This is a genomic window from Mycoplasmopsis agalactiae 14628, from assembly GCF_000266865.1.
Lineage (GTDB): Bacteria > Bacillota_I > Bacilli_A > Mycoplasmatales > Metamycoplasmataceae > Mycoplasmopsis > Mycoplasmopsis agalactiae_A.
Window position 1 is genome coordinate 138997 of sequence record NZ_AJPR01000003.1, and the last position, 14688, is coordinate 153684.

At 29.4% G+C, this 14688-nt stretch carries 11 protein-coding genes; 10 read left to right on the top strand and 1 reads right to left on the bottom strand.

The features are described from left to right. Positions 1-5: 5 nt before the first annotated feature. The 9 genes from MAGB_RS00650 (at position 6) to MAGB_RS00690 (ending at position 11810) form a co-directional block, all read left to right on the top strand. Complete coding sequence (locus tag MAGB_RS00650) at positions 6-1208, top strand: acetate/propionate family kinase (RefSeq protein ID WP_004023904.1); 1203 nt, start codon at positions 6-8, stop codon at positions 1206-1208. A 9-nt stretch (positions 1209-1217) separates the two neighbouring features. Beyond that, positions 1218-2123, top strand: a complete 906-nt coding sequence (locus MAGB_RS00655) for an MAG4940 family membrane protein (RefSeq protein ID WP_004023905.1) — start codon at positions 1218-1220, stop codon at positions 2121-2123. 66 nt (positions 2124-2189) lie between these two features. Further along, entirely contained in the window at positions 2190-4415 is a 2226-nt protein-coding gene (locus MAGB_RS00660; protein WP_004023906.1) for an MSC_0775 family lipoprotein, read from the top strand. Between the two features lie 265 nt (positions 4416-4680). Then, positions 4681-6177 (top strand): hexose phosphate transporter, encoded by a 1497-nt coding sequence (locus tag MAGB_RS00665; protein WP_004023907.1) that lies wholly within the window; start codon positions 4681-4683, stop codon positions 6175-6177. Positions 6178-6313: 136 nt separating this feature from the next. Next, entirely contained in the window at positions 6314-7150 is an 837-nt protein-coding gene (locus MAGB_RS00670; RefSeq protein ID WP_004023908.1) for an HAD hydrolase family protein, read from the top strand. A gap of 1 nt (position 7151) precedes the next feature. Next, positions 7152-7988 carry a deoxyribonuclease IV gene (locus MAGB_RS00675; RefSeq protein ID WP_004023909.1) on the top strand — a complete coding sequence of 279 codons (837 nt, stop codon included), beginning with the start codon at positions 7152-7154 and terminating at the stop codon, positions 7986-7988. Between the two features lie 31 nt (positions 7989-8019). Next, complete coding sequence (locus MAGB_RS00680; RefSeq protein WP_004023910.1) at positions 8020-9732, top strand: hypothetical protein; 1713 nt, start codon at positions 8020-8022, stop codon at positions 9730-9732. A 15-nt stretch (positions 9733-9747) separates the two neighbouring features. Next, positions 9748-10089, top strand: a complete 342-nt coding sequence (locus MAGB_RS00685; RefSeq protein ID WP_004023911.1) for a hypothetical protein — start codon at positions 9748-9750, stop codon at positions 10087-10089. 5 nt (positions 10090-10094) lie between these two features. Beyond that, positions 10095-11810, top strand: coding sequence for a GIY-YIG nuclease family protein (locus tag MAGB_RS00690; RefSeq protein WP_004023912.1), 1716 nt, complete (start codon positions 10095-10097; stop codon positions 11808-11810). A 14-nt stretch (positions 11811-11824) separates the two neighbouring features. Here MAGB_RS00690 and MAGB_RS00695 read toward each other — a convergent pair whose 3' ends face one another. After that, complete coding sequence (locus tag MAGB_RS00695) at positions 11825-12232, bottom strand: MAGa5490 family lipoprotein (protein ID WP_004023913.1); 408 nt, start codon at positions 12230-12232, stop codon at positions 11825-11827. Between the two features lie 281 nt (positions 12233-12513). On the opposite strand from MAGB_RS00695, the gene MAGB_RS00700 reads away from it, so the two are divergent. Further along, positions 12514-14676, top strand: coding sequence for a P68 family surface lipoprotein (locus MAGB_RS00700; protein WP_004023914.1), 2163 nt, complete (start codon positions 12514-12516; stop codon positions 14674-14676). Positions 14677-14688: the final 12 nt, after the last annotated feature.

Genomic DNA, 14688 nt, shown 5'->3' on the forward strand with positions numbered 1-14688 from the left:
GAATTATGAAAGAAAAAATTAAAAAAATATTAGTTATTAATGCTGGCAGTAGTTCATTAAAGTGAGCCTTATATGCTGATAAAGATTTAGAACTATTAGGCACTGGAATATGTGAAAGAATTGCTTTAGATGGCAATTTGATTTTAAAAGATAAAGTCAATAAATATGAGCATAAAGAAGACTTACCAACCCACTTAGTTGCTATTGAAAAATTGCTTAAATATTGAAAAGAGCACAATTTCATCGCTGAATTAGATGAAATTGAAGCAATTGGTTTTAGAATTCCTTATGCGGGCTTTAAATTTTTATCTCCAGTTTTCTATTCGCCTGAAGTTAGAGATAGTATAGTAACTTATGCAGAAAAATTTATTCCATTGCATACTCCACCATTTTTAGCAGCATTAGATGGCTTTATTGAATACTTGCCAAATATACCTAAAATTGTCGCTCCTGATACAGCTTTTCACACTGATATTCCAAAGATAAATAAACAATTTTCAATTAGTAAAGACTGAGCAACTAAATACAACATTGAAAAATTTGGCTATCATGGTTTAAGTCATGACTATATAACAAGCAGAATGAAGAAAATCTTAGGTAAGGAAAAAATCAACATTGTTGTTGCACACCTTGGCTCAGGTAGCTCATTATGTGCCATAAAAGACGGCAAATCATTTGATATTTCAGTAGGCTTTAGCTCAACTGATGGACTTATGATGGGCACAAGATCTGGTGCAATTGATCCTGGAATTGTAGATTATTTAATCAGAATAGAACATAAAGATCCACAAGAAGTTTTTGATATGCTGGTTAAAAATTCAGGCTTATTAGGGGTTTCAGGAATTTCTAGTGATATTAGAGATTTACACAAGCTTTCTAGTGAGAATGAAGATGCCAAATTTGCAATTGAATTATATGCTCAAAGAGTAGTTGACTATATGGCAATGTACTTAAATAAAGTACACTATCCTGATGCAATAGTCTTTACTGCTGGTATGGGTGAAAATGATTCAGTTTTAAGAAAAATGATTATTGACAAAGTCAAATCATACAAATTATGCTTAGATGAAAAAAGCAATTTAGCAAATTATGATGACTATATGCTTATTTCTTCAAAAGAATCGGAAATTCCAATTTATAAAATGAGAACTAATGAAGAAATTGTAATTGCTAAATACGTTAAAGAACTAGTTAATTCACATAACTAAAGGAATAGAATGACAAATTTACCAGGATCGGCTTTACGAAGGTACTGGAATCCAACTGCTTTTGCATTTGAATTTATCACAGTCCTTTTTCTTGTGTTTTTTGTTTTTACTTGAATGTTTTTGTCTTTTTTATCTAAAAAGAACAAAAATAAAATATTTTTATCAGTTGGTTACACAATAGCAACTGCTTTAGCTTTCTTCTTGCCTTGAGCTTTTGCAAGCATAGGTTCAAAATTACCTGTTTATCCAATGCTTAATCCCCTTGTTGTAATTTTCCAAAGTTTTTTACGTGGTTTTGGTAAAACAGGACAAGTGGTTGGCAATAATGGCCTTATTGGAGCTCCATTATGACAAGGATTGCCATATATTTTTGGTGCTCAAATCTTAGGTGGTTTTGTCGGATTTGCCTTATTTATAGGCTTATTTTACTCATTTAAATTAATGTTTAAAAGCAATAGTGACTATGAGTGACTAAAATCATTTGGAATAGCAGGCCTATTTGCTAAAGAACATCAAATGACTTTAGGCAAATATAGTCTTAAAGAAGCAATATTTATCACAATGCTTATAGCTCTTTTACCTTTTAGTGCAATGATAGATACTACCAACTATCAACTCAATCATTTTCAAATTAAATTGATTGAGATATTAATTGTGGGCATTATTATTTTCATAAGCTCATATTTTGACTTTTTCGCATTCCATTTAATTTTCCCATTGATCGAATTAGTCATTAAAACAGCCTTATTGGTAGAAAGCAATAGTGATAATAAAAAAGAAAATACTAAAGCATACTTACAATCTTTATATAAATTTTTAATTGTCTTAGGCTTAACAATTATTATTCCAATAATAATTGCATTTATTGCAGTTGCAATAAAGAGCAAGACTGGTGTGATTATTTCAGTGTCATAAATAAATGATATTTTTGACACTTTTTTTATACTTTTTTGACTATTTTATAAGTTTATAAGGATAATTATGAAATCTAAAAAACTAAAAGCAATATTCATTTCGCAAGCTGCTGCTTTTACGGCCTTGCTTCCTGTTTTATCTGCAAAATGTAATGATCCAAAAAATAATTCTGATGTAATTATTCACAATCATAACGATTCAAGTAAGCCTTCTGAATTGTTTGAAAAATACAATCAAGTTAATTTACTTGCTAACATTAAAGATTACTTTGATAAAAACGACCACTCTGAGCTAATTAAATTTGAAGGTGGAGGTAAGCCCGAAACAGTTGAATATAGTTTAATGATGCAAAATAACTATATGAGCAAGTACATAAAACTTGACACAAATGCCTTTAAAACAATTGTTAAAGACAAACTTAAGTACAGTGATGAATTATTGAATAGACTCAAATTTTCATATGATTACAACAATGTAACTAGAGATCCTGGCAATAATTATGATGTTTTATTTAAAGTTAAAGTCGGTCTTCCATTAGCTTCAAATGATAAAGCTAAATACCCAAGTGGTTTATATAGCCAACAAATTATTGACTTTAAGCTTAAAAATGTAAAAGTAAAAGATATTGAAAAACCAATTGCTGATGCTCTTAGACCATACTATGACAAAATACAAACACTAACAAGTCAAGATTTTGAAGTTAAATTGCAAAATATTGATGAAGAATTAATGCAAGCTATTAAAAAGCATGGTATTCATGAACTAAGTTCAAAACAATATGAAAAACTGCTAACTGCAACAAGTTCTAAATTTGCTGACATTTTCAAGGAAAATGATAAAGAAATTGAAGTTAAAGTCGGCAATAAATCTGAAAAATATACACTTAAATTCAGTAAATTTATTGAAGATATTGATTTAAATAGTGCTGATTTAGGCAGCGCAAGTGCAAAAATAAGAATTGGTGTTTCTTTATTTGATACTAAAAAGAAAACTACAGTTTGAGAAGCAGGCAAAGCAGTTCTTGGCAAATTCAGCATTCCTAAAGAACAAAAATTGCTTAGTGATTTACAACTAAGTGAATTAGTTAATGTTCATACAATTAGAAACATTGAACACAATAGTGACTTATCTGCTTTAACAAAAGACAATTTATTTGTTAATGTAAAAAGTTCAAAAATTGAAAAAGTTGAAGTAGACAAAATTGTAACTAATGAAAACGATTTTAGAAATGCTACAGTAATTCTTAATGTTAAAGTAGCAAATGAATCTAGTCCAATTAAAGTTGAAAAACACATTGGTGTTGGTAGATACTCACTTCTTTTTGAGGAACCATTTACAAAACAAAACATTAATGCTCCAGCCTTTGCGACTGAAGGAATAACAACTAAAAACTTACCAAGTATTGACAAAACATTCTTTGGTCACTATAATTCACAACTATTTTCTGGTGGTTATGCTTCAGCAAGAGCATTTTATTCAGACAATGTAGTTGTTCCTAAATTCTTACACATTGGTGAAGACTATCTTGCCCCTGATTTTCAACCAATCGTTGCACCATACGATGGTCAAATTGTTGCAGCTTATGAATTAACAACTAAAGTTGTAGCTACTGGTGTTGGTACTGTGGTTGTAATTAAAATTCCAGTTGGTAACTTGGATTGAAGCCCTAAAGAAAAAGAGCTATATTTAAATGGCAATGATAAACATATTTATATGTCATTCTTACACCTTGATGCTGGTAAAACACTAAATAATTCTGCCTTAGGTTGACAAGCTGAAACAGTATCATTAGGAAGCGATAGAACAATTAAAGTTGCTCCTACTGTGTCTGCAAAAACTCCTACAGAAGTCAAAAAAGGCCAAATTATAGGCTTTTTGGGAACACCAGATACTAATGGTGGCTGAATGGCTCATGCCCATGTAAACCTATACACTAATAGAGATGCTTGACTTTCACCAAATCATTTTAGTAAGCCATCAAAACAAGCAAATATTGATAAAAGAGTTAGTGAGTATAAAACTGAAAAAGATAGAAAAACTACTTATAGACAAGTAGGAAATATTGGTGTTGAGGGCATTTTAAATCCTAAGCAAGTTAATGAAGTTAATCCAGCAACTGGTGAAATAATTAAAGGTAAGAAATTGAATGAATTGCCTACTTATGTTGACACAATTTCAATGCTTAGCAGAGAGCAAACTAAAGGTTATGCCGATCCTAACCTAGTTTATAAATTAAGAGATTCAAGAACATTTGCTTTTGGTATAGAAGACTTATTTGAACTTAATAAATAATTAAACTTAGCCGCACAATGTGTGGCTTTTTTTATTCCACAAAAAGTAGCTGAAACCAATATTAATATTCAAATTTATATGATAGCAATATGCAAATAAGCCTGTTTTATGACAAAATTGGTATAATAATTTTGCATATAACTTTGATTGGTATATATGCCAGTAATTGTTCATAGGATTAGTAAAAATATTTATTTCTCTACATATTAACTTACTGAAAACCTTAATTACTATTAAATAAATTTATTTAATATGAAAGGATTCAATGAATCAAAAAATTCATGAATGATCTCAAAAGCATAAAGTAGCATATGGCTTTATCATTTGAGGTTTTATTTCATTTGCATACTTGCTATTTATAGCTAACTGAGGATTCACAGTTGGCTTAGGTGGTAAGGGTGTTGCGGACGGCACCACACATGCTGGATTCCTTGGCTACTTCGGAATTGTTGCTGATAAAAGTTTCCAATTTAAAAATACAGCAGCAAACTGAGCTATTACCTTTGGCCGTGGTTTAGGTTCAGTTGCAGTTGCATTCCTACTAGCTAGATTATTCCACAAATGATCTACATTCATTGCTATAGCAATGTGTTTAGTAGGTATTCCAGCTCAATTCATGCCAGGAACTGGTGGTGGATATGTTGGTTTTGTTGTTTTAAGAACCATAATGGCAATTGGTGGTACAATGTTAATTATTTTAACTCAACCAGTAGTTGCTAACTTCTTTGGTCCAAAACAAAAGGCCCTAATTTCACAATTTGGAATTTGATTCTACCCACTTGGTACAATTATTTCAATTATTCCATTTGTTATTCTTGGAAGCAACGTTGAATCATTACAAAAGAACTGACAACTTGTGTTCACTCTTTTAGGCGCTTTATCACTTATTCCATTAGTAGTTATTGGAGTATTTGGTACTAAATTTGACGTTCCTGCTAAGGTAGAAGGTCAAGATGCTCCTAAAGTAGCTAAAAGAAGTGGTTTTGCAATTCTTGGTGACTACTTGAAGAAAAAATCAACTTACGCATGAATTCTATTATATGGTGGTTGATTAGCAATTGCTGTGTTCCCTACAGCATTAACACATGTTATCTGACCTAATATGGCTGGTATTACAGATGCTGCTTTATTGCCACAATTCACAAAAATTGCTAAAATTTGACAACTTATTTTCTTAGCAGCTGTATTTGTTGGACCTATTTCAATTGGTTTATGATCGAGATTTAACTTAAAGAGAAGATGATTTGTTGGCACAATTATTACTCTTGCAGTTATATTCTTTATCTTATCTACAGTTGTCTTTGTATACGGTGTTGCTGGCGGTAGTGGCGAAAATGCAGCAATTGCAGCATTATCAGATGGTAAAGCAGCAGCTGGTAGCAAGTACTATGTTTCATTAGTATTTCTATACATTTTTGGTTTCTTAACAGGTTTATGTACATGAGGTATTCAAGGCGTTATGCTTAACTTACCACATGAATATGCAGACAGAGACCCTAAGACAATTGGTTGAATGTTCAGTTTAATTTGAGGATTCGGTTACATTTTCTACACAATAGTATTCATTATTATTTCTGTAGTTCCACTAAGTGGCACATTAGGAAAACCAACAGTTGGATTAATTCAAACAATAATTATTGTTGTGACAACGTTAATCGCTCTTGGTGGTGTTGCACTACTTAAAGAACCTCGTGATGATGCAAAAACATTCCCATGACAAAAATCACCATCTATGATGGAACAAAAAATGGAACAAAAATAGTTATTAAATAACTTAAAAATAGGCTTATTCACTAGGCCTATTTTGTTTATTTTTTAGACTAATTAATAAGCTTTTTGCGTTCAAACTTTAAGCATTCTAAAGTCTTTATACTAAATATTTTTTATATAATAGTAATATGGATATTGAAAACAATAAAACATATTTTATTGATCTTGATGGCACATTATTTGATAAAAAAATTGGCGATAGAATCAGCCACAGAAATCTTACAGCGATGCTATTAGTCAAAAACTTTGCTAACATTGTAATAAACACTGGGCGAAGTTATAATGATAAGCATGTAATGCATACAATGCATAGACTAGGAATTAATGATGCCATTTGCTCATCAGGCGCTGAAATTTACATTAATAATGTGCGCAAATATGCCTTTTTTATAGATAATAACGTCTTACCAGGGATTATAAATTTTGCAATAAACAATAAGTTAATGCTAGTTGTTTTTGACCAAAATGGTGAATCAATTTACACACAAAACTCTATAGAAAAATTTTTCCTTAAGTTTTTTGCTTCATCTAAGTTTCACATTATAAACACATTAAAAAAGCTTGATATTATGGATCATATCAACATTACTAAAATTGCACTTGTTGTTAAAAACAAATTTAAAGCGCACAAAATTTTAACTAAGTTTAATTCACTTTTTGACCAATACTGCAATTCGCATTTAGCTAGCGCCAACTATATTATCGAAGTAACTTCAGCCAAAACAAATAAGGGCTTAGCAGTTTCATTATATATGCAAGAAAAACAAATAAATCCTAAAGATGCAGTTCATATCGGAGATTCAGATTCAGACTCTACCACTAGAGCTTTTGTTGGTCATCTTGTTGCTATGAAAAACGGCACTAGCAAGTTAAAAAGTGCAGCTGATGAAATAGCACCTAAAAGCAAAAATGGCGGAATTTACAAATATTTTATTGACCGTGGCAAGAAAATAAAAGGAGAATAAAATGATTAAATTAGGCAGTCATATTTCTTTTAAATCTCCCAATTACTTATTAGGAGCAGCAGCTGAATCAATAAGCAACCAAGCTAATTGTATGATGATATATTTAGGTGCTCCGCAAACAACTAAAAGAATATCAACTGAAAAATATAAATATAATGAGTATTTAGAAAAGTATTCAAAATTAATTACTCCAGATGACATAATAGTGCATGCACCATACATTGTTAATCCTTCAAGCGTAAGCAAGAGTAAGTTTGCAATTGACTTTTTAGTTCAAGAAATTGAAAAAATGAACTATATTGGCGCTAAATATTTAGTATTACACCCAGGTTCATATACAACATTTTCCGTGCAGGAATCCTTAGATACTTTTATTGCTTCAGTAAAGCAAATACTAAGCAGAACAAAAGATGTAGTAATTTGTGTTGAAACTATGGCAGGTAAGGGCACTGAAGTAGGTATTAATTTTGACCAAATCAACTATTTTATACGCAAAATAAGAAATGACAGATTTGCTGTTTGCTTAGACACTTGCCATGTTTTTGACGCTGGCTATGACATACGTAAGTATGAAGAATTTAAGGCTGAAATTAACAAATACAACTTGCTTCCGCACATAAAAGTTATTCATTTAAATGATTCGAAAAACTCACTTGGCAGTCACAAAGACAGACATGCAAATATAGACAAAGGGTCTATTGGTCTTGAAACACTAGCTAAATTTGTGCATGATCCTGATTTTGATAACATTCCAATTATTCTAGAAACGCCTTGAGTTGGCGATAAACCTATTTATGATCAAGAAATAAAAATGCTTCTTGAACATAAAGCAAAATAATATTTGTAAATAACTAATATAATTTAATTCTATGAAAGCTAATTACAATAAAATCATTAATAAAATTGGCATAAGCAATATTGAAAATAACGACAGTGATAAGCCATTATATTTTATAAAGCTCAATTTTGGAATTGAGCTATTAAAATTAATAATTTTCTTGTTTATTACAGCCTTTTTCATTTTGCTTCAATATAACAACAATTTTATAGCTAAGAGCAATAAAATTGACATTTTAAGACTGGTGTATTTATACACTTTTGGCCTAGCTTTTGGTGATTTAATGATTTTGTTTTTAATTGGCTTTTATTTAACTTTAATTCTTAATTGATTAAGCCCATTTTTAAAAAATAAATACTTCCGCTGGTTTTTTAAACATCAAAAAGTTAATTATTTAACATTAAAAAAACAAACAATTATTTTCATATGACTAAATTTATTAGTTATTGCAATAATCTACCATTCAGTTTTACTTTTTTACCGTGTTGACTTACATACAAGTATTATTCCAAAAAATGAAATATTAAATGTATTTAAAAAGGGCTGAATTTATTCATTCACAAATGAAAATTCTATTTTAAAAACAAACTTTAGCAAGGAATTGCCTAATGCTAGTTTTAACATTGGTGTATACGCTGATACTTTGCTCAATTTGCCTGTTTTACTGACCTTTTCGCCATATTTATCATGATTAATTGCACTATTTATATTTTCATTTTCATGACTTAAATTAGTTACAATTAAACCAAGAGAATATTTAAAAAACTTAAATATAAACAAAAGCACACTTCCAGATGTTAGAAAATATATTTTTAAAAATAAACTTGGTTTTTATTTAACTAATCAAACTAAAAACCTTTTCAATCTCTTGGCTTTAATGGCTAGCATTTTGAAAATAGAGATTTATAAAACTAAGTATTCTGTTTTACTAGATGAAATTGAAAATAATTTTGATGAAATTGTTCAAAACGAAGAGTTTATTGCGTTTATAAACAAACATAATGGTGCAGATAATGACACTAAAAAACCAAAAGAGGCAAAATCTGAAGCAAAAGCATTTCAAAAAATTAATATTGAGCCCGATCTATTAATATCATCAGTAAATCCTGTATCTCTTTTAGTTGATAATACTAATAATATAAATGAATATGACACTAAACAACTAGAATTTAGCTCATATACTAATGAATTTAATGCTGACGAGATTCAAGGTTTTACTAATGAAAGCACTGATTTAGAATTTTTATACCAAAGTGATACACATGCAGTTACTAATGATTTTGATAATAACAGTCTAGATAGTGAATCTATTTTAAGTAAAGAACCTATCATAGATAAGTCAAATAACCCTATAAATCAGCCTAATTTTAATATTGACACCATTGAATTGGAGTTAGATAATGCTAAGTTAGAATCATCTCAACACAACATTATTAATGATGAAGCTAAATTAGTAAATGATCAATCTATTACTGACAATTTGCCCGAATCTAATGAACCTTACTTTTTTATAAACACAACTGAATTATATATCGATAATAATGACCAAAAGTCCTATGAAACAATCAAATTAGACAATTTTAGAAATACTGAATTATCTAACAATTCAAGCTTAATTTTTGAATTTGATTTTGAAAATGATGATCAGAAATTAATTAATAAAACCAATAGAAAAAATCAAAATTATTCAAATTTTGATAATGACAACTCATGAATAAGCCCGATTTTATCTGACAATAAATAATAACTAAGGAAACATATGAAAAAAATGCTTTGAAAAGATGCTAGAAGTCTTTATGAAAACGTTAAAAATGCTGACAGTATATTTTTTATACTGTTTGTTTTGGAAAATGATTTAAATAGCAGGCTTATGAAAGAAATTGTTTCAAAAGTTGAGAATTATTTTAGCAAGCATACTATCATAGAATTTATTGAAATAGATGCAATTGAATCAGGGCTTTATCAAGTGCCAAACACTAGATTCCAAGTTTTAGAAACACCAACATTTTGCATATTAAAAAACAACACCGTTTACAATTTGGGTCATAATTTATATCCTAAAGAAATACTTATTGATTGATTGCAAGAGGCTATAAATTAGGCATTATGGACAAAAATGAAATTATTTTAAAACTCAAAAATACATCAACTAGCCCTGGTGTTTATTTATGAAAAGATGCTAAGCAAAATGTTTTGTATGTTGGTAAAGCTAAAAATTTGCGCAAAAGATTGCTGCAATATTTTGATGGTGCAATTAATTCATATAAAACAAACAAACTAATGCAATTAGTTGCTGATTTTGAAGTTTATATTTGTAAAACAAATAAAGAGGCTTTATTACTAGAAAAAGCTATGGTTGATAGATTCAATCCTGAATTTAATATCTTACTTTTAGATGACAGAAAATATCCTTATTTAAAAGTCCAACTCTTAAAAGATTCTTTGCTTATAACTTTGTCAAGAAAAGTTAATGCAAAAGATACTAAAAACACATTCTACTATGGTCCATTTCCTTCTGGTTATGGTGCTAAGCCTATTTTAAAACTTTTGCAACATGAAGCTTTATATGAAAATGGTTTATTAATCAAAAACAAGGACAGCAGCTTTTGAGTAAATCAATTTACAAAAATCAAGGAAATACTAAGCTTTAAAAACAATAATTATTTAAATGAATTAACCAACAAAATGCATAGTGCTGCTAATAATATGCAATTTGAATTAGCCTTGTTTTTACGCGATGGCTTAACTTACTTAAAAAAACTTAAAGAAAGTCAAATTATTGAGCTTAGTCAATATAAAAATATTGACGTATTTGCCTATAAAACAGATGAAAAATTAATTTATGCTACTGTGCTTTTTTATCGTTATGGTATCTTAATAAACAAGGTCAATTTAACAATTCCACTAGGAATAAGCATCGATGAATCAATTAGAGTATTTTTTGAACAATTCTATGCAGATAAAATACTTCCTGATAATTTTATTGTGCAATATGAAATTTTAAAATATGATCTCAACTTATCTAGTGACTATAAGTTTATTAGCCCTAAAATAGGCACAAACAAAAAGGTTCTAGATCTTGCCCTACTTAATTTAAATGATTATTATGAAAAAGAACATCTGATTATGCAAAATCAGCTAGAAAAAGCTGATAGTATGCTCAGCTCACTAAATAAATATTTAAACTTACCTAAATTAAAAAACATTGTTATTTTTGATAACTCTAACATTAACAACATAAACCCAGTGGGTGTAGCAATTGTTTATACTAACGGCATTAAAAACAAAAGCTTATATAGAAAATTTAATCTAGAAGCACTAAGCTATCGCAGCGCTGATGTTGATTATATTAGACAATCAATTACCAAGTTTTTTAGCAGTGACAAAAACACAAAAGACTTTGATTTAATTATCACTGATGGTGGCTTGCAACAAGTTAATGAAGCTAAAAAAACACTTAAAGTCTTAGGTATAAATATACCTGTAATCGGACTAGTAAAAAATGAACATCATAAAACAAGAGCATTAATTGATTTAGACCTAAATGAAATTTATGTTAATGACTTAGAGCTTCATAATTACTTAGCACAAATTCAAATAGAAGTAGACAGATTTGCTAAATCACACTTTAGAAACAGACAAAAAATTAGCTCGCTTGAAGGCAAACTAAGAAACATTAAGGGCCTAGGGCACAATATGGAGCAAAAGCTTTTAAATCATTTTAAAAGCTATGCTAATATTTATGATGCTTCAGTTGAAGAATTAGCAAAAATTGTGCCAATTAATATTGCTAAAAGCATTAAAAACAAGAACTATGAATAAAAGAACAATAGCGCTTATCCTATTGTTCTTTTACTTAAATCTATTTCTCAAAATTCAGCTTTGATTTTTTTGTCATCACTTATATTTTTATTATTTAAAACTGCATCATATCACATGCTATACGTTTTATTAGCATTAGTTAAAATAACATTCATTGTGGCAAAGGCTTGAGTAGCATAAGGATTTTGTGGTACTTTTTGTACTCTTTTTTTAAATCACTTTTTAAAAGCTTTATAACTTTTGTTATATTCAGCTCATTTTTGTTCATTAACAACTGGTCTAGTTCGCTCGAAATCATCAATTATTTTGACATTTTTTAAGTATGTTTTGTACTCTTTATCAGATACAAAACATCCAGTTGAAGAAACTATCAAAGGTGCTTGCGAAATAGCTGTTAAAAGCAAAAGTTTTATTTTATTCATATGTTTTATGATGCTCAATCTTTAATTTTAATTTACTTAAAATAGCAAATATTTTAAAAAATCCCTATAAGCAATATTTAATTATAAATTAATTATTAAATTAATTTTGTAAGAAGTATAAATTGCCATAAAAATGCTAATTTTGCTTTCATTTTTGCACTCATTTAGAGGCTATTCAAATAATACTAAGCTTAAATATTATAATTAAAATACAATGTGAAATTGTAATATTAATTATTACAATAAGGCGCATTGCACATAAAAATATTTAAGGACATATTATGAATAAGAAAAATAAATTATTGATTGGACTTTCTTCTGCAACTATCCCTATTTTTGCTGCAGTTTCAGCAAAGTGTGTAGATAAAGATTATGAAGAATTAGGAAAAGACACAAAAAAAATATGAGTTGGTGTAACTTTTTCTTCTGGCCAACCACAATGAAATGCAATAACTTCATTGATTAATTACTATAATGAAGCTCACAAAAATGACAAACACTTCTTGCCTGTTGACATAAAACACTTAGGCTCAGGATACCCTGAAGGTGAGAACTCAATTATAAAAGACTTAGAGGCTAAGAAAAAAGAAATTGCTAATTTAACATTTAACTACAATTCTTTAGCTTCTAAATTAGCTTCAAAGAAAATAACTGATATATACAAGAGAGACATATTATTAAACTTTGAAGATGATGACAAAGATATAAATGTTAATCTTGATAATATAAGCGAACAATTTACTACTGCCAACAAAACAACAGAAAACTTGCCTAAGAATGGTTCATTCATAATTCCAATATTTAAGTCAATTACTGTTATGTCTGCTAATGCTCCAGTATTGCAATATATTTTCAAAACCTTTGAGGAAAAAGGCGCTAAATTTGATGAGTCTTTTAAAAAATCTGACAGATATAAACAAATTATGGAAAATGGTAAGGGTGATGAGTCATCAGTTAAAGAGTTATGGGGCGAATTTGTAGAAAGTCAAGCTGCTACTGTTAAGGGTCTAACCATAAAACAAAGCACTTTTGAAAACTTTAAAGAGTTGCTTACTTTTGCTGATATTGCGCAAAAGAGCTTTAAAAACTCAGCAGCTAAAAACTCAAGGCTCCATATTCTTGGTGTCGATGATGTTTCATCTATAGCTCAAACATTACCATATTCTTTAATTAACAAAACTAGTGACTTCTTTATTAAAACTGGTAGCAAGAATAGAAAGACATCTGTAAGTTATTCTTCATTTAAGAACTCAAACAATCCAGGTGTTCAAAGCCTCTCAAAAGTGTATGATAAATTTAAGTCATCACTACAAGCTAAGTCATTAACATTACTAGCTGGAGGTGAATATACTTCTTCATACCAAACAAAACATGAATATGCTTTTGGTATAGGTTCAACAGCGGGTTATAGAAATAACTTCCTTAGTGGTGATTCAAAGAAAACTATCATCACTATTAAAGACACAGACTTTAAAGGTGAAAAAGACTTAGAATTTAAAAACACTGCTAAAAGCAAAGACAACGTGGATCTCCTTGTTCTTTCGGGGGATCACACTAATTACATTTTTAAATCAGTAACTGATAAAAGCAAGCTAACTGTCGACAAACAAAAGGCATTAAAATATAGCTACCAATCTCTTGATGCTTCTACAGATGCTAAAATAGATGCGGTGCTTAAAGATATAACAAGTAATGGTCCTAAGAATGCAAAAAATCAATGACTTTTATTCATAAAAGAAGATAACAAACAAGATATTGAGACTGTAAAAAATAAGGGAACTGAAATTGGTACAGTAATAGAAACTAAATCAAAGGATCCTGCTAAGTATAAGGTATTCTTCTTTAAGGACGAAACGCAATTAGACAAGAAAGAACTATCGTCAACTGGAACATTGCAAGAAAATGAATTAATCGCCTTTCCTGTGCCTGGTAAATGAGATGAAACTAGCAAGAGGAAAACAGTTTATGTTCAAGGTCCATCACTTATTGGTGTAAGTTGAGGTGCAAAACCTGACAGAGCTGCTAAAAACTTTACTAAATTCCTTACATCATCAGACAAAATTAACATTACTTTTGGAAACTATAATAAAGACAGGCAATTAACTAAAAAAATAAAGGAATACACTGGTGTTACTCCTGCATTCTTTATTAGTGATGCTGCTTCATACGTGTTCCCTGTTAAGGGCTTTGAAAACACTGACACATCTAAATATACAAACAAATACATTGTTCACACATACAATGAATTAAAAGAAACTGTTAAAAATAAAGATGTGGTAATTTATGAAGAACCTGCAGGTTTCTACTCATCATCATTTAGAGAAAACTTAGGGTCAGCATTTAGATCAGCATATCAAAAAGCTAAGAATAATGAAACGCTTAAAGACTTTGATACAGAAATCAAAGGACAAGTTATTACTTTAAGTAGCTCATTTATCAAATAAATAGCACTAAAA